We start from the raw sequence: 25,514 nt of genomic DNA, 5'->3' as shown, positions 1-25,514 counted from the left end.
TGGCGAATGAGTTTGTGATGATAAGTTCCTACGTCATCTGCTCTTACACCAATTTTTAAGTTTGCAAAACCTAAGCTAAATCCAGTCTTTTGATAATAGTGGAACTTGCCTCACACTGATTGGTTGTATTGTATATATTTTGGATATAGGCAGTGCTGTGTTTGCATTTTGCAAATATTAGTATTTTCTGATTACTGGCTGATCAACGCTTTCGTGAATCAGAAAAAATCTATAAATCAATGCGTTACAAGTATCTTTAAAACAAAGTACAAAATGGCACAAAGCCTGCTGTGCTTCAATAACACCTTAAATGTAACCTGAGCATCCTTTGCAAAATGCAATACGATTATGGGTTCGCTCTAGGGAGCAAGTTATGAAGTTAGCAGTGCAGGCCCGATTTTATCAGATTTTATCCGCAGCATGGCGGCACCGTTATATGATAGTGCTCCCTCCTTTAGTCATGCCTTTTATCGGTTTGGCTATAGGGATGATGTCGGCTAAGGTTTATGACAGCCACACCTCTTTTCTGATTCAAGAAAGTGCCAAGCTTAATCCTTTTTTAGAAGACCTATCTGTACAAACCCAAATTCAGCAGCGGATCAAAGCATTAGAAACACTGCTCCACAGCCGCCATATTCTACAGCAAGTGGCGGAAGATCAATCACTCTTATCTACAGAAGCCTCTGATCAAGAGCGAGAGCGTGTCATTCGCCGTTTATCTGGCCAACTCAAAGTCTCTTTACACGGCTCCGATCTTATTAGCTTGCATTATAGAAGCCGCCAGCAAGCTGGCATGGATAAGATGTTATTACAAGTGCGAGAGGTTTTTATTGATCAACTGTTAGCACCTGAACGTAGCTCCGTGAGTAATTCTGAACAGTTCTTATTGGCGCAGATTGAGCGTCAACGCAAGTTGCTTGATCAGTCTGAAGCAGCTCTTTCAAACTTCAGGTCTCAACATGCGTTGCAACTTCCCAGTTTGCTCAACGCTAATATTTCAGAGCTAGGGAGTATTAAACAGTTAATTGCAGAAAAAAGCGTTGATTTGGCAGGACAAAAAGCAGCCTTAGAGTCCCTTCACACCCACTTAATACGTACTAATCCTATTGTGGGCGCCTTAGAAAAGCAGATGATTGATTTGCGTAGCGAATTGGTCAGCCTGCAAGCCCGTTATACCGATCGTCACAGTAAGGTAATGACGCTGCAAAATAAGTTACACCAGTTAGAACTAGAGCATAGAGAGTTACAGCAGCTTACAGAGCAAGTTGATAGTTTGGATGCATTAGAACGTCTATGGCAAGCCTCCGCTCAAGGAGAGATCCTTACAGGGCTTAAAGGCGTGGAGCAACCAAATAATAGCAGCCTGATTTTTCAGCAAGTTGATGAAATTGAAAATGCCCGTGCTCGCTATATGCGCTTACAAACTGAGCTAACTCAGTTACAGCAGCAACAGCAAGAGATGCTCAATTTGATCCAATCAAGCGGGGATATAGAACAAAACTTATTACGCTTAAGCCGAGACTTAGATGTACAAAAGAAAGTCTACCAAGAGCTTTTAGATCGTTACGAGCGCGCCAAAATCACAGGGGCTTTGGGGGCTTACGAGCAACCTAATCGAATCAAAGTCATAGATGAGCCTTTTATCCCTGGCGCTCCTAGTAATTTGCCTACTTTGATTTTTGTTATGGCAGGTTGCGTGGCAGGTTTAGCTATAGGCGTAGGTATTGCTCTCTTAAAAGAACTCACCGACTCCCGCTTGCGCTATGTGCAAGCGGTACAAGCGATTGCTGGCGTGCCAGTACTTGCAAGACTGCCTAAGGTTACAGAATCCAGTTACGTGCTTGACTTGTCTGGCCTTGATCTAGACAGCTCTTTAAGTTCGGATTCTGATCCATCATCACCTCCGGTATTGGAAGGAGAGCTACAATGAAAATTATCCAAGTGGTTCAGCATTTAGCCCCCGGTGGTATAGAAACCATGGTGTTAGAGCTACAACGCATTTATCAAGAACGTGATGAGGTGATCATTCTCAGTTTAGAGGGGCATTACCAGCATAATGTGCGCAGCTGGTCACGCCTCTATGGCTTAAACTGCGAGCTGATTTTTATGAACAAAAGTCAAGGTACTCAACCGGGCTTGATTTGGCAGCTTGTGCAGCTGTTTAAACAGCTGAAACCTGACGTTGTACATACTCATCATATTGGGCCTCTATTCTATGCAGGTACAGCTGCACGTTGGGCAAAAATTAATAGCATTGTACATACAGAGCATGATGGCTGGCACTTACAGCAAAGTAAAAAGCGTCAACTGATACAGCAAGGGTTGCTGAAAATGGTGCGTCCACACTTGGTGGCAGATGCGGAGCATGTCGGCGAAGTCTTGAGCGGCTTGTATCCTCAACAAAAACTACATGTCATTCCTAATGGAATTGACACACAGCGTTTTGTTCCTGGAGCCCATATCAAAGCTCGACAACAACTCAATTTACCACACAACAAGCTGCTGATTGGCTGTGCAGCTCGCTTAGTTCAAGGTAAAGGCCATCATTATCTGCTAGAAGCGATGCAGCAGCTACCTCAAAACCTTCATTTAGCACTTGCAGGCGATGGCCCTCTGAAAAACGAACTGATGGCAGAAGCAAGAGTGCTGGGTATTTTAGAGCGCGTACATTTTTTGGGTAACTTAGAATCGATGACCGATTTTTATCACGCCATTGATCTATTCTGCTTGCCTTCTGAGGCAGAGGGGTTGCCACTATCCCCGTTAGAAGCTCAGGCCTGTGGCGTACCTGTTTTGATTACAGATACAGGAGGCTGCAAAGAAGCGGTCTGCAATAAAACAGGGTTACTCGTACCCAGTAAAGATAGTAAGGCATTGGCACAGGGTGTGCTTGAGCTATTACAACGCTTTTGTATTAGCGAAATGCAAAGCCCAAGGGAGTATGTGCTACAGCACCATGATCTGAAGAAAGTTGCGCGCCAATATCGTCGATTAATGGTCAAGCATTCCTCTTAAGCTTATTGTTAGAAGGAGAGTTATTATGTGGCACCCTTATCAAAGCCTCACACAGCTGATTGAAGCTCAGCTTTGGCCCCTGTTAACGGCTGGGGGGCTGCTAATATTTTGTGGTGGTTTAATCGTTTATCACCACTTTGGCTACCCTCTTTTGATTAGATTTCTAGCTCAGAGGCAACCTAATCCTCACTACCCTGTTGCTCCAGAGTTATATCCTAGGTCGCCAGATGATGCGCTTGCTCCTGAGCACTGGCCGCCAATTAGCTTAATTATTCCCGTCTACAACGAATCCGCACATATAGCAGAGAAAATCCGTAATTTGGCGCTGTTGGATTACCCATCTGACTGCTTAGAAATACGCTTTATCTTTGATGGTTGTACCGATGATTCTGTTGATATTGCAGAAAAAACTCTACAAGAGCCATTGTGCCAACATCTGCCTTGCATTTTGCAAATTGAAGAGCAGAATCAAGGCAAACTGCAACAATTGAATCGTGCGATACCTAAAGCACGTTTTGAAATTATTGCTTTATCTGATCTGTCTGCACTTATGGCGGTAGATGCACTGAAGCTAGCAGCACTTTGGTTTAAACGTAAACATATTGGTGCGGTATGTGCGACCTATCGTTTTTTATCGAATGCGGGTACGCAAGAGCAAAGCTATTGGCACTATCAGTGCTCTATTAAGCAGGCCGAAAGCCAAATTGGCTCTACGTTGGGCGCTCATGGTGCTTTTTATCTACTACGTCAAAGTCTATTTCAGCCACTACCCCTTGATAGTATTAATGATGATTTTATTTTGCCTTGTCGCATTGTTGAACAAGGCTATCGAGTAGTGTACGACCCTAGAATCATCGCCATCGAACTTGAGTCGAGTGCACTTGAGCAAGACTTTCAGCGTCGTTTACGCATTTCTGCTGGCAATATGCAACAAAGCTTACGTCTAACAGGCTTATTGCATCCTAAGCTGGGGCATACCAGTTGGATGTTTTTCTCTTGTAAGTGGTTAAGACCTTTTATGCCTTGGTGTTTTATTGGTTGCTTTGTTGCCTCGATCTGGCTAAGCCTAATCTCTTATTGGTTAAGCCCCATACTGCTGCTACAGCTGCTGGTTTATGGTTTGGTCATAAAACAACAGTTACAACCTGGCACGCAACCTGCTTTAGTCAAATTACACTACTTAATTTCAGGTCATGTGCTTGGGCTAATTGGTGGTATTGATTACTTGCGAGGCCGCTATCAACAGCCTTGGAAAAAAGTTTCTCATTAAGCTTATTTAACAAGTAACAACGCTTATTTCGCGCCACTCTGAACAACGAGGGTATCATTATGAAAACGCTTAATAACGGGTTGACCAACCTCTCTCAAAAAGAAACAGTGCAAATGGACTATGTGCCTACCCGAGTTCGCATCGCTAAACGTGTATTTGACTTGAGCTTGGCTAGTATACTCTTTGTGCTTACATTGCCACTTTGGCCATTGATTATGCTAGCAATTAAACTTAGCTCAAAAGGTCCAGTGTTGTTTCAACAGCAGCGTATTGGTGTCGCTGATGCGAACAAGTTCAACCTATTTACTATGTTGAAATTCAGAACGATGGTGGCGGATGCTGAAGCCAAGAGTGGCCCTGTGTGGGCGAGCAAAAATGACCCTAGGATCACTACCGTAGGACGCTTCCTGCGTAAAACCCGATTAGATGAGTTGCCACAACTTATAAACGTACTAAAAGGCGAGATGTCGATGATAGGCCCAAGACCTGAACGAGCAGGCATAATGGCTCGCTTAGAACATGAAATCCCTATGTTCAATGAGCGCATGTACGGGGTACTACCGGGCATCACAGGCTTAGCGCAAGTTTATCAAGGCTATGATGAAACTATAGAAGATAGCCGTAACAAGCTTGGCTACGACTTAGCTTACGCGGTTTCAATGGCAAATCTTAAAGATTGGTTTTTGATGGATATTCACGTGGCATTGAAAACAGTGAGTGTGGTGATAATGGGGCGTGGACAGTAAATCAACAGCCCCTCAGGCTAGCCGCTCTATTTTTTCAATAACAGCACTAATACTTCATAGTGTTCTGTATGAGGGAACATATCAAAAAGTTGTGCTTGAGATACTTGGTAGCCCTCAATTTGTGCAAGATCTTGCGCCAGAGTATTTGGATTACAACTAGAATAGATAATAGCCTGTGGTGCAAACTCACTCAGTGCCTTGCACAGTTCAGCCCCGATACCACGCCTTGGAGGATTCACTACAATGAGATCAGGCTTATTAGCAGCCTGTTTACCCAGTGCAAAATCCGTTGAGTCTAGGGCTTTAAACTCAACCTGTTTAAGTCCTAGTGCTTTGGCTGACATTTGAGCACAAGCAATAGCTTCGGCTTCAATTTCAATGCCCGTTAGCTGAATCTCTTGGTTAGCACAATGTAAGCCGAAACCACCTACGCCACAGAAAAGATCCCATATATTATGACCTATCACCGATTGCTGAATTAACTGCTGAGTCCATTCCCTTGCAGTTTGATAAAGTTGAGCAGCAACCTGTGGGTTGGTCTGAAAAAAGCTTTTAGGCCGAATGAAAAGCGGTACTGCATTAAAGCGCTCTTCTAAGCGAGTGCTTTCAGTTAAGAAAATTTCCTCATCACCTTCTAATATTGCCATATGGATAGGCTGGATATTCACTGAGACCACTGATATTTCTGGGTATTCAGATAACAGTTTTGGCAAGTTGCCTCGAATGCGCTCAATACTATTATGGCTACGTAGAACAAAGCGCAACATATACTGCCCGTTATAGTCACTACGGGTTAGCAGGATATATTTAAGCTCGCCTTTTGCCTTGTCAATACGGTAAGGAGGAATACCTGCTTGCTGAATAAAGAGCTCTAACCGCTTTAGCAGTTGCTGCATGGGCTGCGGGTAAAGTGGGCAGTCACAGAGGCTAATCGCTTCACCAGCAGGGTTTACAACACCCAGAATAGGGGCGTGTGCCATGCCTAAAGCAACCATTTTGGCTTTGTTTCGAAAGGCCAACTCTTTGCCCTGAATCGGAGAAAGCCAATTGGTCACTTGATAAGGCGACAATAAGGCTCGCAGATGGGCATATTTTTGGCTAACTTGCTCTGTGATTGGTGTTTGAATATTTTGGCAAGAACGGCATTGGCCGTTTTCAAAGTAATCGCAGTTCACAGAAAAGCCTATCCAGAGTGAATGACAAACGCAGGTTAGATACTACAATGTGGCATCAAAAATAAGCGCGCAGTTTAGTGGTTTTAAACTCAAGTCTAAAGTGTTAATGCTTTTGTTCATCGTCAAAATCAAGCAATACTTGCCGATGTTTGTAGCCCTCCACATCCTCCTCTAACAAAGCCACTTTTTCTCTTAGTGCAAAAAAACTGGCCTTGATTAAAGCGACATCGCTCAGCACATTCGGCATTTCATCTGCGAGAAAAATAGCATCTTCAGTTAAGCGCTCACGCTGCCATCGAGCAAGCCGATCTAAAAGCTCGACAGATGCACTAGACTTTTTCTTGGCCATAACATTCCCTTAATACTAAAGCTTAGTATCCCAGCTTTGGCTGGGAGATGTTACCTAAAATTAGAAAAAAAGCTTACAGATCAAATACACAGCATCTAGTTTTTGTAAATTTGTTACAGAGTCCTCCATAAGCTACATCTAAGGTTTAATACTTGCTTGACTTAGATCATTAAAGCAAATGGTTTAGTCGTTAGAATATTGCGGCCTCAGATACAAAGAAAAACAAAATAACAACACATACCTTCTTTGCTACACGGAATCGTAACATGAAAACCAATCTACCAGTCACCCAGAAGGAAAGAGCTTTTCCTAAAGGGGTGCCACTTGTTTCAACGACCAATCTCAAAGGTCAAATCACCTATGTTAACGATGCTTTTATTGAGGTTTGTGGCTTCAGCCAAGATGAACTTTTAGGCCAGCCACACAACCTTGTGCGTCATCCGGATGTCCCTCCTCCTGTCTTTGCTGATATGTGGCAAACACTACAACAAGGCAAGTCTTGGATGGGCGTGGTTAAGAATCGCTGCAAAAATGGTGATCACTACTGGGTAAATGCTTTTGTGACGCCAATTGTGGCATCAGGTTCGGTAATAGGCTTTCAGTCCGTTCGTGTACAACCTACTAAGAGCCAAATTGAAAGGACAGAACAAGTCTATCAACGTATCAACCAAGGCCGGAGTCGTCGGAGTCTTTACGATCTGCCTTTAACAGCAACATTGCCTGCGGTTATGCTCTTATCCGCATTCTTACCTAGCTTGCTTACCGTACTCTTTCCAATCGGTTTTGAGGGAAGTTTAGTAGCCTCTGCTGTCATCGCTTTACTTATGATTGGCTTGATTCGCTTTTTTATCCGCCCTTTAAGAATTGGCGTTAGTAAAGCGAAAAGATTAATTGATAGCCCACTTCTAGCAGAAATGTATACAGGTACTGCGGGTGAAGCAGGTGCATTTGAACTATCTGCAATGCTGCAAAAAGCAAATGAGCGAGCGGTAACAACACGCATTCGTCATTCGGCCCAAGAGCTAGAGCATTTAGGGCGAGGAACCGCTCAGGTTTCACAGCAGGCTGCTACTGCTGTACTGCAACAAGGGCAAGAGGTGCAAAGTATCGCCTCAGCCATTGCGCAGATGGCTGTTGCAGTAGACGAGGTTGCAACACAGGCTCAGAATACTTCGGCAGCAACATTACAAGCAGAAAAGCTAGCTCAGCAAGGCCAAAATGTCGTGAGCGATACAGCTACGGCTATTGGAGGGCTGTCGGATCAATTACAACAATCCTCAATGCAAGTAGAGTCTTTACATCGAGCAGGTAAAGATATTGCTCACGTTGTCGGTTTAATCACGGATATTGCTGCGCAGACCAACTTACTGGCGCTAAACGCTGCCATTGAAGCGGCTCGTGCTGGAGAGCAGGGTAGAGGATTTGCTGTAGTTGCAGATGAAGTAAGGTCTTTAGCGCAACGTACGCAGGCATCTACAAAAGAGATCCATCACATCCTAGAGCGTTTAGAGCGAGAAACCGATGAAGTAACAGAAGTGATGCGCAAAAGCTGTTTGCAAGCCAGCAACAGTGTAAGCCATGCTGATGCAGCCAAAGCAGCCTTAATACAGATCAGTCAGATGATGGTTGATATTACAAAAATGAGCCAAGAAATTGCAGCCACTGCAGTAGAAGAAAGTACTGCAGCTGAAGCTGTGACAAATAATTTAGCAGAGGTGAGAAGTAGTACCGAAGCTGCTATGCAGGCGGCAGAGCAGACTAAGAATGCCTCTAATCACCTGATTCAAAATGTCCAAACCATTATGCAAAGTATTGCGCGTTAGAGGTAAAGCTAAACCTTAGGCTAGGCTGAGGTTCTGCAAAAATTCAAGTTTTGTTGCCACACCAGCGCTGTTTTTGTGTGGTAATGTGCAGAAGAAATCAGTGCTTGCGACTTTGCTCTAAAACCTCAATTAGCCAGCGGCCATTTGGGTGAATAGTATTCACCCAAATGGCGATTGGTGTTTGCTCAAAAACTGTTTCTGAAAACTGGAACTGTGTCTCTGATAAGCCCAAAAGCTGAACTGTAAAAAAGCCTGATAGTTTTTCAGCAAAAACAGCATCAACACGACCACGCTGTAGCAGCTGAAACCCTTGGTTTAGGCTATCAGTCTCTATAACTTGAACCTTTGCTTCAGTTAGTTGAGTACTTAAAGGGCCAGCACTACTACGTCTGCCAATGGCTACTTTTAATCCTGCCAGTTCGTTGAGCTGAGACCAACGAAAAGGCTGATCAGAATCTGATGGTAGCAGTCTAAACAAACCAATTTCTAGAGGCTGGTTTGATAGTGGTATTTTTCTATAAACTACAGGCACAGGGGACGTTGGGGGATAAAAGCTGGCAATCCACTGCCCGGAGTCGACCTGCTTTTGTGCTCTAGCAGAAGGCAAAAAGTGGGCATTTATGCTTAAGGAACTATGCGCAACTCTTCCGTTTAAAAGCCGAAAAGAAAGTCCAGAATCTATAAGTGTTGCACTGGTAAAGGGAGGATACTCAATGGCCAATACCTCTATAACCTGCACTGCTTTTGGGCGACTTAAAATAGCACTAGACTCAGCGTAGGTTTTCACTGCAAAGCTCATCAATACCAATAGGCTAAGCGCAACAACAAACAGAATCGCATGACTTTTAAGATACACTGACATAAATATCCCACCAATAAAAACAGCGCTATCTGTGTAAGCATAGCGCTGTTTTATCAAGCTCGAAAAATAAGGTTATTTTTCAGCCAGCATAAACCAAGTTTCTAAAACGGCATCAGGGTTAAGAGAAACACTGTCAATGCCCTCTTCCATCAGCCACTTGGCTAAGTCAGGATGATCTGAAGGCCCTTGTCCGCAAATGCCGACGTATTTGCCCGCCTTTTTACACGCACTAATCGCCATGTGCAGCAAAGCTTTTACCGCTGGATTCCGCTCATCAAATAGATGGGCAACAATGCCAGAGTCACGATCTAAACCTAACGTCAGCTGCGTCAGATCATTTGAACCAATCGAGAAACCATCAAAATAATCGAGGAACTGGTCAGCCAAAATCGCATTGGCAGGCAGCTCGCACATCATGATCACTTTTAGATCATTCTCGCCGCGTTTCAAGCCATTGGCCGCTAACAGGTCGATCACTTCACGAGCTTCACCTAGGGTACGCACAAAAGGCACCATGATTTCGACATTGGTCAGCCCCATATCATCACGCACACGCTTTAACGCACGGCACTCCAGCTCAAAGCAGCTACGGAAAGATTGTGAGATATAACGTGCAGCACCACGGAAGCCCAGCATGGGGTTTTCTTCCGCAGGCTCATATAGCTTGCCACCAATCAGGTTGCTGTACTCATTAGACTTAAAGTCTGACAGACGCACAATCACCTTTTTCGGATAAAAAGCAGCAGCAAGAGTTGAGATCCCTTCCACTAATTTTTGTACGTAAAAATCAACGGGACTGGCGTAACCTGCAATGCGTTTGTCGATGCTGCGCTGTAGGTCTGGATCAAGCATATCGTAATCCATCAACGCTTTAGGGTGTACGCCAATCATACGATTGATGATGAACTCTAAACGCGCTAAACCGACCCCTTCATTAGGCAAGCTTGCAAAACTAAAGGCACGATCAGGGTTACCCACATTCATCATAATTTTGAACGGAATATTAGGCATTGAGTCGACATTATTGGTCATCAACTCAAAATCTAGCTCGCCTGCATAGATAAAGCCTGTATCACCTTCTGCACAAGAGACCGTAACAGGCTGACCTTCTTTCAACAGTTCTGTCGCATCACCACAGCCCACTACCGCAGGAATACCCAACTCACGGGCAATAATTGCTGCGTGACAGGTACGGCCTCCACGATTGGTAACAATGGCAGAAGCACGCTTCATGACAGGTTCCCAGTCTGGGTCTGTCATATCTGTAACCAGAATGTCGCCTGCCTGTACTTTGTCCATCTCATCTGGAGAATAGACAATTCGTACAGCACCTTTACCGATACGCTGACCTATTGAACGACCTTCGCACAATACTTCGCCACGCTCTTTAAGCAGGTAGCGCTCCATCACATTTTGTTCGGTGCGACTTTTTACTGTTTCAGGGCGGGCTTGCACAATATATAGCTGACCATCATCACCATCTTTAGCCCATTCGATATCCATCGGACGGCCATAGTGCTTTTCAATGGTCATGGCTTGACGCGCCAGCGCCATAACATCTTCGTCACTCAAGCAAAAACGGTTGCGAGCATCCACTGAAACATCAACAGTTTCAACTGATTTGCCTGTTTCCGCTTGGGCGCCATATACCATCTTGATCATTTTAGAGCCAAGATTACGGCGTAAAACCGCAAAACGACCTGCCGCTAGCGTTGGCTTGTGTACATAAAACTCGTCAGGATTTACCGCACCTTGTACAACCGTTTCACCTAGGCCATAAGATGCCGTGATAAAAATTGCATCACGAAAGCCAGATTCAGTATCCAAAGTGAACATCACGCCGCTAGTGCCTGTCTCACTGCGTACCATTTTTTGAATACCTGCAGACAACGCAACCAAGCTGTGGTCAAAGCCACGGTGAACGCGATAAGAGATTGCACGGTCATTGAACAGTGAGGCAAACACCTCTTTGATTGCTGTTTTAACCTGTTCTAATCCCTGAATATTCAAGAAAGTTTCTTGCTGGCCAGCAAAAGACGCATCTGGCAAGTCTTCTGCTGTTGCAGAAGAACGCACTGCAACTTTTAGGCTTTCGTTACCGTTTTGTAGCTTACTATAAGCCTCTGCTACAGCCTGTTCTAATGCTGGCGGGAAGGGGGTTTCAATAATCCAGCCACGAATCAACGCCCCTGTTTTCATCAAGGCGGTGATATCATCAACATCTAACTGAGCCAGCTCAGCGTTGATGCGATCAGCCAAACCTTCGTAGTTTAAAAACTCACGATAGGCCTGTGCAGTGGTGGCAAAACCATTTGGAACCGAGACGCCCACCCCTGACAAGTTACTGATCATCTCCCCTAAAGAAGCATTTTTACCACCGACATGCTCAACATCCTGCATACCCAGTTGGTCAAACCACGCAACATAACCTTTCACTTAATTCCCCCGGAGCTTGCTTTTCAGACGAATTCTTCGACAATAAGCCGTATATTTACTTAATGATAACATGAACTTGCTAACGGTTAATTATGAAACGTACCGCCTTTTTTATTTCCGATGGCACGGGAATCACCGTAGAAGCCCTAGGCAGAAGCCTTTTAGGGCAGTTTGAACACACTGAATTTGTTTATGTGATCAAGCCCTTTATTGATACCGTCGAGAAAGCAGGTAAGTTAGTCCACCAAATTAACACAGTAGCTGAGGCTGATGGTATACGGCCAATTGTGGTAGACACAATCGTTGACGATAAAGTGCGCTTAGTATTAAAAGATGCCAATGCTTTTATGCTGGATATTTTCTCAACCTTTCTTGCGCCACTTGAAGATGAATTAGGCTCAGCCTCTTCTTATAGCGTGGGCAAGTCACACTCCATTGCTAAAGATGACCAAGTATACAAGGACCGCATTGATTCGGTGCATTTTGCCATTGATAACGATAAAGCTGACATCATTTTGGTTGGCCCATCTCGTTGCGGTAAAACGCCTACCTGTTTGTATATGGCGCTGCAATTTGGTATTCGTGCAGCCAACTATCCGCTGACAGAAGAAGATTTTGAATATGGCGATTTGCCTAAAGCCCTGCGGCCTTACAAGCATAAGCTATACGGTTTGACCATTGAACCTGAACGCCTTGCTGCAATTCGTAACGAGCGACGACCTGATAGCCGTTATTCTGCGCTGAATACCTGTGAGGCGGAAGTGCGTGAGGTGGAAATGTTATACGAGCGCTACAGCATCCCTTATATCAATACCACCCACTCCTCAATTGAAGAGATTTCCACTCGTATGATGGAACAAGCGGGAATTGAAAGACGTACCAGTCCGAAGTAAGTCTACGTAGAAAGCCTTTGAACAAACGGATCAAAGGCTTTTCATAGCACTTTATCAAGCAAATAGGCTGAACCTATTCCCACTCAGCAGGGTCTTTCTGTTCGGTTAAGCCCGCCTCAACCCATGCAGCATATCCGCCCATCATATTGATCACATTGGTAAATCCCATCTGTTGTAGTGTTTGGGTGGCTAACGCCCCTCGACCGCCAGCTTGACAGTACACCACGATCTCTTGTTCTTGATTTTGTAGCTGAGGATGGGCAGCTACACGAAACTCTAATACGCCTCTTGGTACATCTATCGCGTTAGGCACGTGGCCCTGCATAAACTCTTGCGGCTCTCTGACGTCAAGGGCTAGTGCACCATTGTTAATGCGCTCAGCAGCTTCATTTGCTGAACATTCTTGAATATGAGCTTTGGCTTGCATAACCAAATCTTGTGCGGTTAGCGACATCATGTGGTCCTCAGGTAATTATATTGCGTTGTACTGATATTAGAGCAGTCTGGGTGTATTCACAATGTTGCAGGCTTTTTGTCCATAGGAGTAAAAATGTTGCTGAATTTTGACAAGTATCAATATGCAAATTATTTGATGCTTTAGCATGACGTACCTGTCAAAAAAATAATACAAATAATTGATTACCAACATCTGATTGGTAACACAAAATGCAGAGCTGGGCTTGCAAAGCCTGATTGATGAGGAATGACAATTGAACGCGAGACATCCGATTTCAGAGCAAAGCCGGCTCTTTGTTTCAGGTAACGAGGCTGTATCTCTGGCCGCCAGAGATGCAAAGGTCAAAGTTGCCGCAGCTTATCCAGGTACACCTTCAACAGAAATTCTTGAATATATCGCCGCCTATCCTGATATCTATTCTGAGTGGTCGATCAATGAAAAGGTATCGCTTGAGGTTGCTATAGGGGCCTCTTTAGCGGGCAGCCGCGCCTTATGCGCCATGAAGCATGTAGGGTTAAACGTTGCTTCCGATGCCTTGATGACGCAAACCCTTATTGGGGCGATAGGGGGATTAGTGGTGGTGGTTGCGGATGACGTGGGGCTGTCTTCATCTCAGAATGAACAGGATTCGCGCTATTGGGGGCGTTTTGCTCATATCCCCGTGTTGGAGCCTGCGGATACTCAAGAGGCTTATGACTTCACCCGTCTTGCATTTGATCTTTCCGAGCAATATCAGACGCCAGTATTGGTACGTTTGACCACGCGTATCTGTCACGTGAAAGGGATGTTAGAAACCCGATTCCCCGCAGCACCAACGGCAAAACAGGGTTTTTTGAAAGACCCTGCTCGTTTTGTAATGGTGCCAGGTCACGCTAAAAACCGCATACCCTTGATGATGCAGCGTGACGCGGTGCTCTTAAGCGCAGCCGAAGCCTCTGATTTAAACGTGGTAGAGCAAGGCTCTGATGAGCTGGGCTTTATTGTGTCAGGCGTGGCCTATCAGCATGTAAAAGAAGCTTATCCTGAAGCCTCTGTGCTCAAGCTAGGTTTTAGTCACCCAGCACCATTAGAGAAAATTCGCGCCTTTAGTCAAAATATCAAGCGACTGATTTTGGTCGAAGAAGTTGAGCCGCTTTTAGAAAAAGAACTAAAAGCAGAAGGCATCGCCCTAGAGGGTAAGTCGATTTTGCCGAATATTGGCGAGTTAACCCCCGTCGTGTTAAAAGCCGCGATTGAAGGGCATGCGGCAGAGGTGAAAACTCCGCCAACCCAGTTGATTCACACAACGCAAGTATTTCCTCGCCCTCCTACTATGTGTGTCGCTTGTCCGCATTTGGGGGTGTATTACACCTTGTCTAAAGTTAGGAACACCTATATTTCAGGTGACATTGGTTGCTATACCCTAGGTGCAGGGCATCCTTGGAATGCGTTAGACACTTGTATCAGCATGGGGGCGTCAATGGGGGTCGCCTTAGGCTTAGATAAAGGTCGTCAAGACGCGGATAGCAACAAGAAAGTGATCTCAGTTATTGGCGATTCGACCTTTTTGCATATGGGTATGCAAGGGTTGTTGGATCTGACTTATAACAAGGCCAATGTGACGGTCTTATTGTTAGACAACCGAGCGGTCGGCATGACTGGTGGTCAAAACGCACCCTCCAGTGGTATCAACCTGCAAGGTGAGAAGACCATCAGCGTTGATTTTCCTCAACTTGTTAAAGCCCTAGGCGTTAAAGAAGAGCGTGTGCATGTGGTTGATCCTTATGAACTACCAACGCTCTTTAAAACCCTGCGTGATGAAACCAAGGTTGATGATGTATCGGTGATTATCACCAATCAGCCCTGTGTGTTGACAGAACGCTACCATGCGATGCAGCCGTTAAAGGTTGAAGACAGTGATTGCAATGGCTGTGGCAACTGCTTAGAAGTGGGCTGTCCCGCAATTTTGGTGAGCCGCCGTGAAACAGTGGTCAAACCCAATGGCTCTGAAAAAGAGCTGGCTTTTGTCAATATTGATACTGCGGCTTGTACGGGCTGTAATTTGTGTGTGGGCACTTGTGGGCCTAAGGCCATTGTGCCAGCTCAAACGATAATAAGTGGTTACGCGGCTGACCACCTAGGTGTGGAGATCAAATCATGAATTCAGCAACTGTAACCAACATTTTAGTCGCAGGCATTGGTGGTCAAGGGGTGATGACCGCCGCAGAGATTTTGTCAGAAACTGCAATGTCGCTCGGTTTTGATGTTAAAAAAACAGAAGTTGCTGGCATGGCTCAGCGGGGTGGGGTGGTGACCTCTCATGTACGCTTTGGTCAAAAGGTGCATTCGCCCTCTATCGCCGCAGGTGAGGCGGATGTTTTGGTGGCCTTTGAGCCTGCGGAAGCCCTGCGCTGGGTGACGCATCTGCGTCCAGAAGGGGTCGCGATGGTGAACACCTTTCGCTTAGCCCCCCCTGTTGTCAGTATCGGTCTATTTGACTATCCAGACGATCCTGTAACAGAAATGAAAACCTCTAAGCGAGAAGTACATGCTTTTAACGCTGGAGCACTAGCCCTAGAGTTAGGCGATCGTCGCTTGGTGAATACCATCATGTTGGGTGCGATTGCCGATCAACTGCCCTTTGACGCAGAGGTACTGAAAGCCAGTGTACTCAAGCGCTTTCAGCACAAATCTCAGGCGTTATTAGAGCTGAACCAAAAGGCTTTTGAAGCAGGGCGTACCGCCGCGAAGCAAAACTAAGTCGCAATTCAGTCTCAAACATTGAATAGCGCTACAACCCGCGTGTTCTCTAAGGTAGAATGCGCGGGTTTTTTATTTCATGCTTGAGGTTGTTGAATGTCCGCTGAAAACCCAAAAGTCGGCTTTGTAAGTCTCGGTTGCCCAAAAGCACTGGTTGATTCTGAGCGTATTTTGACCCAGTTGCGCACTGAAGGTTACGAGATCTCGTCTACTTACGAAGGCGCTGACTTAGTTGTTGTGAATACCTGCGGATTTATTGACGCCGCCAAAGCAGAGTCTTTGCAAGCCATTGGTGAAGCTTTGCAAGAAAATGGCAAAGTCATTGTAACTGGCTGCATGGGGGCTGATGGCAATCAAATTCTGGATGCTTATCCGCAAGTGTTAAGCGTTTCCGGTCCTCAGCAATATGAGCAAGTGGTGGGTGCTGTACATCAATATCTGCCACCTAAGAAAGATCATGATCCATTTGTTGATCTTGTACCACCACAAGGGATTAAGCTAACGCCGCGCCATTACTCGTATCTGAAGATTTCAGAAGGCTGTAACCACCGCTGCACATTCTGCATTATTCCAGCGTTGCGTGGCGATTTAGACAGTCGTCCAATCGGCAGCGTAATGGATGAAGCACAACGTTTAGTGGATGCAGGTGTTAAAGAGTTATTGGTTGTGTCTCAAGACACCAGTGCTTATGGTGTTGATCAGAAATACAAGCTGGGCTTTTGGCAGGGACGTCCATTAAAGACACGCTTAAAAGAGCTGTGCCAAGCCCTTGGTGAGCTGGGTGTATGGGTGCGCCTGCATTATGTCTACCCTTATCCAAGCGTTGACGATGTGATTCCATTGATGGCAGAAGGTTTGATCGTGCCTTATTTGGACATTCCTCTGCAACATGCGCACCCTGAAGTGCTGAAAATGATGAAGCGCCCAGCCGCATCTGAAAAAGCTTTAGAGCGTATCAAAAAATGGCGTGAAATCTGCCCAGAGATCACCATTCGCAGTACTTTCATTGTAGGCTTCCCTGGTGAAACAGAAGAGCACTTTGAATACCTGCTTGATTTTCTACGTGAAGCGCAGCTTGATCGTGTCGGTTGCTTCACTTACTCGCCAGTTGATGGCGCACCTGCCAACGAACTGCCGAATGCGGTGCCAGAAGATGTTAAAGAAGATCGTCTAGCGCGCTTTATGGAAGTGCAGGCAGAGATCAGCGCGCAAAAACTACAGGATAAAATCGGCCAAGAAATGGACGTTATCATCGACATCGTGGGTGAAGATGGCGCTATTGGTCGTACCAAAGGTGATGCACCTGAGATTGACGGTGAAGTTCACTTATTGGATCAAACCGATTTTGAGCCGGGTGAGATTGTGCGTGTTCGTATTGTCGATGCGGATGAGCATGACTTATGGGCAGAAGCGATCTAAATCATCAGTTTTGAAATACTGATTGCCACCAAATGATGCCTAGATGAGGGCTTCTTTTAAACCAAGAAGCCTTCATCGTCTTATGACTAAATGGCACTTATTCTCTTAATTTGCAGCACTCAAAACATATCTCTCCGCTCAAATAAAGCAACTCTCTAATAACCGCTGCTTCATATTCTCTACCAGTAGCTGTATTACTTCAGGTTGAGTTTGGCTTTGATCGTGGGTGATATTTAAGCGCAAAACGCCCTTATAGGAAGTTACCGCAGTGAATATTGGTTGAGATGGTATAGGGCAAAGTGCGAAGCTGAGCTGCTGAACATAGTCTAGACCTGTATCAGGTATAACACCGATATTGCTAATTAGGCTCTGCGGTGCAGATTTTAATATCTGTACTTTGAACTGAGCCATCGCTTCAGGCAGTAGTGGAATATCCGTTGTTCCAGCTAAGTGATAGAAATGGCTGGCATCTCCTCTTTCTAATTGTAACTTGATCTCTTTACTTGCCTGTTGAGCCAGTGACCAAAAGTCAGTATTAGAGCCAATTCTGTAGGCAGAATAAACAAGGGAAGTGTACATACCAATATCATGATGCTTATCGGCAAAAAAACGACGTAAATCAACAGGACTGGTTAAACAAAGTGTTAACTCACGGTTCTTATCATCTGTTTCTAGCTGTTTGATCGTTAATAATTGAGCAGCCATTAACGCACCATGCACACTGCATTTTGCACGTTTACAAGCTTGTTGCAGTTGTTGAAGCTGTGCGGTATCAAGCTCAATAGCAAAGGTTTCAGGCTGACTAGTTTCAGGCTGACTATTGGTTAGAGTTAATGCATCTGGTCGGCCAAATCGGCGTAAATCATTTTTCCTTTGCTCTAATAGCTCTGATAACTGCACCTGCGGTGCATTCGAGTCTGCATTTGCAGAGAGCGTGAAATAGGTAGGTAGCAGTTGATGCAATGGTGCATTGGCTTGAAGCAGAGGTTGCTGGCAGGCCAAAGAGGGTGTACTGATAATAGATCCTGCCTGCTCGGATAAAACCTCTGCGTGTAAATCTAGCCATCGGCGCAGTAGGGCCATGCCCGTTTTGCCATCTGCAATCGCATGATTAAACATTAGTGCGATACTAGAGCGGTTTTGCTGCGAGTGATTGATATAGAACGCACGCACCAATGGCTCATCAAGAGTAAACTTTTGTGGTAAGTACTTTGCTAGCACTTTGTGAGCAGCTTGTCGGCTATTGAGAGTTTCTAATGAAATACTATCTTGGTGTGTTTCAAAATAAAGCCGCCCTTCCGCTGTGCTTTGCACTACAAGGTTAAATATCGCTTCTTCAGTTAATTGCGCTTGTAAAACGGACAGTGCCTGCTCAAAGTCTTTGCTATTAAAAGTTTGCTTAAGCTCCGCAATCACCACAAAGTTCATGCTGGAAACTTGGTCGAGTATCCAAAAGTAATGCTCAGCCGGATCAAGAAAACGTAACATTATCCAATAGTATCCTTGTGAAAAACTATAGCTCTGCAATGTAAAATAATTGCCTTGCATCAAGTTTACAGTACGTGAATATAGGATACACTGTAGTTATATCTGACTTTTAGAGTTTTACACTCTGTTTAGAGGGGCCTCTCATGCCCAAGTTTATGTTTGTTTTCTGCCTATTGTTTGGATGCTGGTCATCTAGCGTAATGGCTGAAGATGACTTTCAAGCTGTCACCCCAATTCGTATTGTTACCTCAGAGTTCCCACCCTATAGTTTTAGTGCTGGAGACCAAGCAGAGGGGATAGCCGTTGCACTAGTCGAAAACATGTTAGAGCAGATGGGGCTAAATATTAAAATAGAGGTTTATCCTTGGGCTAGAGCCTACGATGTCGCTCTAAGAGAACCTAATACACTGCTATTTGTTGTCGCTAGAACCCCAGAAAGAGAGCCTTTGTTTAAATGGGTTGGGCGCCTCATTCTATTTGATGTGAAAGTGTTCCGCCTGAAAAGCGCTGAAGATATCCATATTAAACAGCTAGAAGAACTCCATAACTACAAAGTAGGCAGCCTGATTAAGGATGTCAAAGGCGCTTATCTAAAAAGCAAAGGCATTAAACCTATCGAGTATGCTAGCGAAGACAGTGGAATACATATGCTAAAGCGCGGCTATATTGACCTTATGCCCGCGGAGTTAAACTCTTTTCGTTATCGAGTCAGTAAGCTGGGTTATCAGCAGGATGACTTCGAGGTAGCGTATGAGTTAAGTGAGATATCTAATCCTCTATATTTAGCGTTTAGTAAAGGCACGCCAGATGAGTTAGTTGTGCGTTTTCGAGAGGCGCTGAGCAAGTTGCCTTTAGATCAAGGTGTGCTCAGCTATTAAATCATGCTAAGTGACTTAACGACACCTGGGTGTTATCCACCACCTTTCGCATGACAAAGCTAGAGTGTACGCCTGTTACTCCTTCAATTTGAGTAATCTTATTCAGCAAAAACTCTTGGTAATACTCCATATCAGGCACAATGACCTTCACGGTATAGTCAGCACTTTGACCTGTGACCAGATAAGCCTCAACAACTTCTGGACAGCTACGCACTACTTTATCAAAAGCCGCAAAACGATCAGGTGTATGCCGATCAAGGCTTATTTGAATAAATGCGGTCAGCTTTAGGTCTAATTTCGATTGATTTAAACGCGCGACATAGCTGCTGATGTAGCCTGCATCTTCCAGCTGTTTTACACGCCGAGAACAGGGAGACGGCGACAAGCCGACCTGCTCTGCTAGCTCCTGATTACTGATGCGACCATTTTTTTGTAAAGCGTCTAAAATCCGCTTGTCAGTCCGATCTAATTCCATATTCATCGCTCATATGTTTGCTATTGAGCAATATTATTCCAATATATAGTTATCTTGCGATATTTTTTTGCATAGAAAGTATTTTTTGCTCATAACTTCGCAATCTTTGTGCATAAGGTTTTGATTATAATAACAATTGTTGGCAGCACTAGGTCTGGCCATCTCACAAGGATGGTACAATATGCGTAATGCAGTGCTTCAAAAGAGCCAGCTGAGTTAAGGTCGGCGTATTACGCCTGCCAACATTTATCGAATTGCTTTTTCCTGCTATCCGCTAAGGAATTTACTGTGAGCCGTTTCAATCATCAAAAATACCGTCCATTTCCTGCGATTCAAATCGAGAATCGTCAGTGGCCTGATAACACCATTACAAAAGCCCCTCAGTGGTGCAGCGTTGATCTGCGTGATGGTAACCAAGCTCTGATTGATCCTATGACCGTAGAGCAGAAGAAGCGACTGTTTAGTTTATTGGTTGAACTGGGCTTCAAAGAGATTGAGGTGGGCTTTCCTGCGGCCTCTCAGCCAGATTTTGACTTTGTTCGTGCGTTAATTGACAACAATATGATTCCTGATGATGTCACGGTACAGGTTTTAACCCAAGCCCGCGAGCATCTAATTGATCGCACTATCGAAGCACTGCAAGGGGTGAAAAAAGCCATTGTTCACGTGTATAACTCGACCTCTACAGTACAACGTGAGCAGGTGTTCTGCATGTCTCGCGAAGAGATTGTCGGCATCGCTATCTCTGGTGTAAAAATGATTAAAGAGCGAGTGGCACAGCACCCTGATACCCAGTGGCGATTAGAGTACTCGCCAGAAAGCTTCACGGGCACAGAGCTAGACTTTGCAGTAGAAATTTGTGATGCGGTTGTGGCTGAGTGGCAAGCAACACCAGAAAACAAAGTGATATTGAACCTGCCTGCGACAGTTGAAATGTCGACACCAAATGTATTTGCAGATCAAATCGAGTGGTTCTGCCGTAACATTGCCAAACGTGACTCAGTCGAGATCAGTTTGCATACACACAATGATCGTGGCTGTGCAGTAGCTGCCGCTGAGCTAGGTGTATTGGCAGGTGCCGATCGCGTTGAGGGCACTTTGATGGGCAATGGTGAACGCACAGGTAACATGGATATCATCACCATGGCGATGAACTTGTATAGCCAAGGGGTTAATCCTGAGCTGAACCTTGCTGATGCTCAGAAAATTGTTGATGTAGTGGAATACTGCACCAATATCCCTGTGAATCCTCGTCACCCTTATATTGGCGAGTTGGTTTACACCGCATTTTCTGGCAGTCACCAAGATGCGATTAAAAAGTGCTTGAGCCGCTATCAAGAGGGACAAGCTTGGGACGTGGCCTATTTACCGATTGACCCGCGTGATTTGGGACGTAGTTATGAAGCGGTAATCCGTATCAATAGCCAGTCCGGTAAAGGTGGGGTTGCTTATATTCTAGAGAGCGAATATGGCTTGAAACTGCCGCGTTGGTTGCAAATTGAGTTTGCAGGCAAGGTTCAAAAGCACACAGAGCAAGAAGCTCGCGAACTGAAACAAACAGAAATTCGGGAACTGTTTGACCAACATTATTTAAACAGCGCAGCACAGTTTGAGCTGGTCAGCTACAAACTTGAACGTAGCGATCAAGATTACCTGAATGCAACTGTACGCTGTGGTGACGACGTGCTCACACTGCAAGGTGAAGGTAATGGCGCTATTCATGCTTTAACACAGGCTTTAGCAGAAACTTTGGGCGAGACTGTGCAAGTGACAGAATACAGCGAACACGCCCTATCAGCAGGTAGCGATGCTAAAGCCGTAACTTACGTACAAGTTAAGTTTGGTGAGCAAATCCAATCAGGTGTCGCCATCAGTGAAGATACTGTAGCGGCTAACTTGAATGCAGTATTGGCTGCAGCCAGTACAAGACTGATCAGCGCTGGCGCTACAGTGGCGTAAGAAAATAAAACTCTCGCCTCACTGAGGCGAGAGTTTTTTGCGTTACACCCAAAAAATGCACCACCTTGTTTAAGCCATTAATAAACTGACCGCAATTGACCACATCATTAGGCAAACCCCTGCATCCAACATACGCCATGCCATTGGTTTTTTGAATAGCGGCGCTAGCCAGCGGGCGCCTAAACTAATACTAAAAAACCAAATAAACGAAAAGCTAATAGCCCCCACTGCAAACCATAAACGTTCATCGGCAGGATACTGACCGCCAATACTGCCAATTAAAACGACTGTATCCAAATAAACGTGCGGGTTTAACAACGTAATGGCAACGGTTGTTATAATAGCGCTTCGCAGGCTGGTGAGTTCTGCCGCACCAGTCTCTAGGCTGTTACTCTTAAGCGCTGATCTCAATGCTTTAAAGCCATACCAAAATAGAAATAGTGCACCACCCCAACGGGCTGCCAGTAGCCAAAACTCAGACTGAGTGATTAAAGCACCAGCACCTAAAATACCAATACTAACTAGAATACCGTCAAAAAGGCTGCAAATACCTGCAATATGCCAGTGATATTGCTTGCGCAGGCCTTGAGATAATACAAACGCATTCTGTGCACCAATTGCCATAATTAAGCCAGCACTGGTGCCCAAACCTTTAAGTAGTGCCAACATTGACTGGCTGAGCATAACTCCCATTTCTAACCTCCACCTGTCTTGACCACTTATAAGCATTGACCTTATGTTGCACTTGGCGATAAGGTAAGTAAAACTAATGATTTGTATCATAGATTAATATATCTAATGATAAGCGTGAGGAAGTGGCCGTGTTAGAACTGAAGCAGTTGGCAGCATTAGCCGCAGTGATTGAAGAGCAAAGTTTTGATAAAGCTGCTCGTCGCCTGTTTATTACTCAGTCTGCTGTATCACAGCGTTTGAAACAGCTGGAAGATCGCTTAGGGCAAACCTTGGTCATTCGTACTAGCCCCATACAAGCGACTGAAGCAGGTAGGCAGGCCATGAAACATTATCGACAGGTGATGATGTTGCAGAATGAGTTACTGCACGATTTATCGCCGCAAGAAGATAAAGGCTTTGCTCATATATCGATTGGTATCAATGCTGACAGTTTGCAAACCTGGTTTATAGATGCCGTTAGCCCTCTACTTTTAGAACATCAACTGTTGTTAGACCTTAAAGTGGATGATCAAGAGCAAACGCATCATTTATTACGCACAGGAGAGGTGATGGGTTGTATCACCTCTTCACCAGAGCCCATGCAGGGCTGTAGCTGCATTCCTCTGGGTGTTATGCCTTACCGCTGTTTGGCCAGCCCTGATTACATTCAACGCTTTTTCCCTGATGGTGTTTCAGCTGAAGCTTTTCGATATGCACCAGTAGCAGAGTTCAACAACAAAGATGAACTACAAAACCGTTATCTGAAAACATTTTTTGGTATTGAGGCCAGCGAATACCCACGACATCGAATTCCTTCATCTGACCCCTATTTTCAAATGGTTATTCGAGGTTTTGCTTGCGGCATGATCCCTGATCAACAAAGCAAAGCGCAGCTTAAACAAGGTATTGTGCAAGACCTAACACCAGGGCGATATATGGCCGTGCCATTGTATTGGCATGTTTGGAACCTGAAGTCAGCCACAATCAAACTGCTAACAGAGCAGTTGATAAACACTTGTCAGCAGCAGCTAGATAGCATTGCTAATCATCCAGAATTAATTCATCCGCAGCCAATACGGCGCTAATACGACTAGAGCTTAATATCGGTTTAAATCTACCCTGTCGAACCAAGCAGTCTGTGCAATACTCAATATAAGTTTCGTCAAAAATAGGGCGATAAGGAGCGGACTTATGTTGCCAGTTAATTGGACTGCCAAAGGGCGAGCCGGCACGATGGCCGAGTTAACTCAGCAAGATTGGGATATTGTGATTATCGGGGGAGGGATCTCAGGTGCAGGATTATTGTTTGAAGCTTCGCGTCGAGGTTATAAAGCACTACTGCTTGAGCAGAATGACTTTGCCTCAGGCTCATCCAGCCGCTCTAGCAAGCTGGTGCATGGTGGTATTCGTTATTTAGCAACAGGGCAATTTCGCTTAACTCGTGATGCGGTTAAAGCGCGTGAAAAGTTGTGTAAGCAACTTCCTGGGCTGGTTGACCATCTCAAAATATTAATGCCTCATTATAAAGACGAAGCGCCAAGCCGATTAAGTTTTCGACTGTTGATGTGGTTCTATGATGCTTTAGCAGGGAAACGTTACCATCGGGGCTTAACAGGCCAAGAAGCGAAACAGGCTTTACCTCAACTTAAAACCCAGCAGCTGTATGCCGCCACAGAGTTTCAAGATGCTGTCACCGATGATGCGTTTTTAACCTTAAGGGTGTTACTTGAGGCATCTTTTTTAGGTGGAGTTGCATATAACTATTGTCAGGCCAGCGATATTCAATCAATAGAAACACCTAGGCGCTATTTCTCTGTTAAGGTAACGCCAGAGGACATGCCAGCGTTTCGCGTGAGATGCAAACAAGTCATTCATGCTGAAGGCGCTTGGACAAAGTCACCAGATGCATCAATACATCAATTTAAAGTCAGGCCATTGCGGGGCAGTCACCTGCTTATATCTGCACGCAAACTACCTTTGACGCAAGCGCTCTGCTTATTTCACCCAGATGATAACCGTTTGATGTTTGCCTTACCTTGGCAAGGGCAAATTCTGGCGGGCACAACAGATTTAGACCATAAATCATCTTTAGGTCTACCTGTGCGTATGCAGCCAGAGGAACAGCAGTATTTGCTAAAGGCTTTAAACCACTATTTTCCAGCGAGTGCCTTAACTGAAAGAGACTGTATTAGTGCTTGGTCAGGTGTACGCCCAGTACTCAGTAAGTTAAAAGCGGATAACAAACCTTCAGCTGAAGCGAGGGAGCATCAAGTTTGGTGGCAAAATGGTCAGTTATATCTATGCGGCGGTAAATTAACCACTTTTCAGAAAATGGCAACAGATGCAATCAATCAAATAACCTTTAAGCCTGATATCCCAATTTCCAAGCCTTGGCGTGAGCTAGGTAATATCAATCAATTTGATGCCAGCACTCAAAACATTCCTGAAAATATACAACAACGTTATGGTGTTGTAACAGCAACGGCGTTGCATCAATTTGAACCCGTTAGCAAAAAGCTGAATTCAAGCCTGTATTATGAAGCAGAAATTGTATGGCACTTAACGCATTTTTCCGTACAGCATTTAGATGACCTAATGCTGAGACGTACACATCTGGGCTTGCTTTTACCGGAGGGTGGTCAAGAGGTTTTACCTACCATTAAGTCTCTATGTGTCAAGCATTTGGGCTGGACAGAGGCACATTGGCAACTAGAGAAAGCGAAATATTTGAGCTTAATAGAGTATTGCTATCAACCCTATAGGGCAAAAAACAGGGATGAAAAAACGGGGGCATAATGCCCCCAAAAGGTTGATGAGAGTGATAACACTCTTGTCGAATCATTTGCGTATAGCAACGC

The 25,514-nt window shown here is 44.9% G+C and carries 21 protein-coding genes; 13 read left to right on the top strand and 8 right to left on the bottom strand.

The genetic code is table 11. The features are described 5' to 3' along the window. Positions 1 to 373 precede the first annotated feature (373 nt). From B5D26_RS08045 to B5D26_RS08030, 4 genes are read left to right on the top strand one after another with little or no spacing between them, the layout of a single operon-like run. Positions 374 to 1,930 carry a GumC family protein gene (locus B5D26_RS08045; protein WP_078745215.1) on the top strand — a complete coding sequence of 519 codons (1,557 nt, stop codon included), beginning with the start codon at positions 374 to 376 and terminating at the stop codon, positions 1,928 to 1,930. Then, positions 1,927 to 3,015: a glycosyltransferase gene (locus B5D26_RS08040; protein ID WP_078745214.1), complete on the top strand. Its 1,089-nt coding sequence runs from the start codon at positions 1,927 to 1,929 to the stop codon at positions 3,013 to 3,015. Before B5D26_RS08045 ends, B5D26_RS08040 begins: the two co-directional genes overlap by 4 nt. 25 nt (positions 3,016 to 3,040) lie before the next feature. Next, the gene (locus B5D26_RS08035) at positions 3,041 to 4,285 is read left to right on the top strand and encodes a glycosyltransferase family 2 protein (RefSeq protein ID WP_078745213.1); all 1,245 of its coding nucleotides are present in this window, start codon (positions 3,041 to 3,043) and stop codon (positions 4,283 to 4,285) included. A 59-nt stretch (positions 4,286 to 4,344) separates the two neighbouring features. Continuing rightward, complete coding sequence (locus tag B5D26_RS08030) at positions 4,345 to 5,031, top strand: sugar transferase (protein ID WP_234985243.1); 687 nt, start codon at positions 4,345 to 4,347, stop codon at positions 5,029 to 5,031. A 26-nt stretch (positions 5,032 to 5,057) separates the two neighbouring features. On the opposite strand, the gene rlmC is transcribed toward B5D26_RS08030, so the two are convergent. Continuing rightward, positions 5,058 to 6,206 (bottom strand): 23S rRNA (uracil(747)-C(5))-methyltransferase RlmC, encoded by a 1,149-nt coding sequence (rlmC, locus tag B5D26_RS08025; RefSeq protein ID WP_078745212.1) that lies wholly within the window; start codon positions 6,204 to 6,206, stop codon positions 5,058 to 5,060. A gap of 103 nt (positions 6,207 to 6,309) precedes the next feature. Further along, positions 6,310 to 6,555 (bottom strand): hypothetical protein, encoded by a 246-nt coding sequence (locus B5D26_RS08020; RefSeq protein ID WP_078745211.1) that lies wholly within the window; start codon positions 6,553 to 6,555, stop codon positions 6,310 to 6,312. Positions 6,556 to 6,821: 266 nt separating this feature from the next. Here B5D26_RS08020 and B5D26_RS08015 point away from each other — a divergent pair, with 266 nt between their 5' ends. Next, positions 6,822 to 8,378, top strand: a complete 1,557-nt coding sequence (locus B5D26_RS08015) for a methyl-accepting chemotaxis protein (protein ID WP_078745210.1) — start codon at positions 6,822 to 6,824, stop codon at positions 8,376 to 8,378. Positions 8,379 to 8,475: 97 nt separating this feature from the next. On the opposite strand, the gene B5D26_RS08010 is transcribed toward B5D26_RS08015, so the two are convergent. Then, entirely contained in the window at positions 8,476 to 9,240 is a 765-nt protein-coding gene (locus B5D26_RS08010) for a type 2 periplasmic-binding domain-containing protein (protein WP_078745209.1), read from the bottom strand. 72 nt (positions 9,241 to 9,312) lie between these two features. Beyond that, the gene (gene ppsA, locus B5D26_RS08005) at positions 9,313 to 11,676 is read right to left on the bottom strand and encodes a phosphoenolpyruvate synthase (RefSeq protein ID WP_078745208.1); all 2,364 of its coding nucleotides are present in this window, start codon (positions 11,674 to 11,676) and stop codon (positions 9,313 to 9,315) included. 92 nt (positions 11,677 to 11,768) lie between these two features. On the opposite strand from ppsA, the gene ppsR reads away from it, so the two are divergent. Continuing rightward, complete coding sequence (gene ppsR, locus B5D26_RS08000) at positions 11,769 to 12,569, top strand: posphoenolpyruvate synthetase regulatory kinase/phosphorylase PpsR (protein ID WP_078745207.1); 801 nt, start codon at positions 11,769 to 11,771, stop codon at positions 12,567 to 12,569. A gap of 73 nt (positions 12,570 to 12,642) precedes the next feature. On the opposite strand, the gene B5D26_RS07995 is transcribed toward ppsR, so the two are convergent. After that, positions 12,643 to 13,026: a rhodanese-like domain-containing protein gene (locus B5D26_RS07995; protein ID WP_200810643.1), complete on the bottom strand. Its 384-nt coding sequence runs from the start codon at positions 13,024 to 13,026 to the stop codon at positions 12,643 to 12,645. Positions 13,027 to 13,279: 253 nt separating this feature from the next. Between B5D26_RS07995 and B5D26_RS07990 the strand changes: the two genes are divergently transcribed. From B5D26_RS07990 to rimO, 3 genes are all read left to right on the top strand, one after another. After that, positions 13,280 to 15,166, top strand: a complete 1,887-nt coding sequence (locus B5D26_RS07990; protein WP_078745205.1) for a thiamine pyrophosphate-dependent enzyme — start codon at positions 13,280 to 13,282, stop codon at positions 15,164 to 15,166. Then, a complete protein-coding gene (locus B5D26_RS07985) occupies positions 15,163 to 15,765 on the top strand; it encodes an indolepyruvate oxidoreductase subunit beta (protein ID WP_078745204.1) in 603 nt (200 codons plus the stop codon). Before B5D26_RS07990 ends, B5D26_RS07985 begins: the two co-directional genes overlap by 4 nt. 96 nt (positions 15,766 to 15,861) lie before the next feature. Continuing rightward, positions 15,862 to 17,184, top strand: coding sequence for a 30S ribosomal protein S12 methylthiotransferase RimO (gene rimO, locus B5D26_RS07980; RefSeq protein ID WP_078745203.1), 1,323 nt, complete (start codon positions 15,862 to 15,864; stop codon positions 17,182 to 17,184). Positions 17,185 to 17,322: 138 nt separating this feature from the next. On the opposite strand, the gene B5D26_RS07975 is transcribed toward rimO, so the two are convergent. After that, the gene (locus tag B5D26_RS07975; protein WP_159445618.1) at positions 17,323 to 18,672 is read right to left on the bottom strand and encodes a phthiocerol/phthiodiolone dimycocerosyl transferase family protein; all 1,350 of its coding nucleotides are present in this window, start codon (positions 18,670 to 18,672) and stop codon (positions 17,323 to 17,325) included. 143 nt (positions 18,673 to 18,815) lie between these two features. Between B5D26_RS07975 and B5D26_RS07970 the strand changes: the two genes are divergently transcribed. Further along, on the top strand, positions 18,816 to 19,550 hold the full coding sequence (locus B5D26_RS07970; RefSeq protein WP_078745201.1) for a substrate-binding periplasmic protein: 735 nt from the start codon (positions 18,816 to 18,818) through the stop codon (positions 19,548 to 19,550). A 1-nt stretch (position 19,551) separates the two neighbouring features. On the opposite strand, the gene B5D26_RS07965 is transcribed toward B5D26_RS07970, so the two are convergent. Then, a complete protein-coding gene (locus B5D26_RS07965; protein WP_139776638.1) occupies positions 19,552 to 20,025 on the bottom strand; it encodes an Lrp/AsnC family transcriptional regulator in 474 nt (157 codons plus the stop codon). Positions 20,026 to 20,313: 288 nt separating this feature from the next. On the opposite strand from B5D26_RS07965, the gene leuA reads away from it, so the two are divergent. Further along, positions 20,314 to 21,984 carry a 2-isopropylmalate synthase gene (gene leuA / locus B5D26_RS07960; RefSeq protein WP_078745199.1) on the top strand — a complete coding sequence of 557 codons (1,671 nt, stop codon included), beginning with the start codon at positions 20,314 to 20,316 and terminating at the stop codon, positions 21,982 to 21,984. A gap of 69 nt (positions 21,985 to 22,053) precedes the next feature. Here the strand turns inward: leuA and B5D26_RS07955 are convergent, their stop codons facing one another. Further along, positions 22,054 to 22,677, bottom strand: a complete 624-nt coding sequence (locus B5D26_RS07955; RefSeq protein ID WP_078745198.1) for a LysE/ArgO family amino acid transporter — start codon at positions 22,675 to 22,677, stop codon at positions 22,054 to 22,056. A gap of 128 nt (positions 22,678 to 22,805) precedes the next feature. Between B5D26_RS07955 and B5D26_RS07950 the strand changes: the two genes are divergently transcribed. Beyond that, entirely contained in the window at positions 22,806 to 23,741 is a 936-nt protein-coding gene (locus B5D26_RS07950) for a LysR family transcriptional regulator ArgP (RefSeq protein WP_078745197.1), read from the top strand. A gap of 106 nt (positions 23,742 to 23,847) precedes the next feature. After that, entirely contained in the window at positions 23,848 to 25,452 is a 1,605-nt protein-coding gene (locus B5D26_RS07945; RefSeq protein ID WP_078745196.1) for a glycerol-3-phosphate dehydrogenase/oxidase, read from the top strand. The last annotated feature ends 62 nt before the right edge of the window (positions 25,453 to 25,514 follow it).

The sequence above is a fragment of the Oceanospirillum multiglobuliferum genome, from assembly GCF_900167095.1.
GTDB lineage: Bacteria > Pseudomonadota > Gammaproteobacteria > Pseudomonadales > Halomonadaceae > Oceanospirillum > Oceanospirillum multiglobuliferum.
The sequence above is the reverse complement of the archived record's forward strand: the minus strand, read 5'-3'. Positions and strand labels throughout refer to the sequence as shown.